Annotated in this window: 1 pseudogene; it reads right to left on the bottom strand. The window is 64.6% G+C overall.

What is annotated here, in order from left to right:
* A pseudogene (locus tag SB753_RS34860) lies at positions 1-441 on the bottom strand (ornithine carbamoyltransferase); the annotation flags it as partial.

Here is a 441-nt window from a genome sequence, read left to right as displayed (position 1 = left end):
CGCTTTGCGGACCGTCGATCACTTCCGCGCTCACTTCTTCGCCGCGATGAGCCGGCAGGCAGTGCATGAAGAGCGCGTCGGCGTGCGCGCGCGACATCATTTCCGCGTCGACGCACCAGTCGGCGAAGGCTTTCTTGCGCGCTTCGTTTTCGGCCTCGAAGCCCATGCTGGTCCACACGTCAGTCGTGACGAGATCGGCGCCCGCGCACGCTTCGTTCGGATCGTCGAATTCCTCGTAGAACGGCGCGCTTTCCGCGGCGACGAAGCCGCGGTCGAGCTTGTAGCCCGGCGGCGTGGAGAGGCGCAGCTTGAAGCCGAGAATCTGCGCGGCTTCGATCCACGTGTAGAGCATGTTGTTCGCGTCGCCGACCCACGCGACCGTCTTGCCGCGAATCGGACCGCGATGCTCGAAATACGTGAAGATGTCGGCCAGCACCTGGC

The organism is Paraburkholderia sp. SIMBA_053, from assembly GCF_046534895.1.
GTDB classification, from domain to species: Bacteria; Pseudomonadota; Gammaproteobacteria; order Burkholderiales; family Burkholderiaceae; genus Paraburkholderia; species Paraburkholderia caledonica.
The sequence above is the reverse complement of the archived record's forward strand: the minus strand, read 5'-3'. Positions and strand labels throughout refer to the sequence as shown.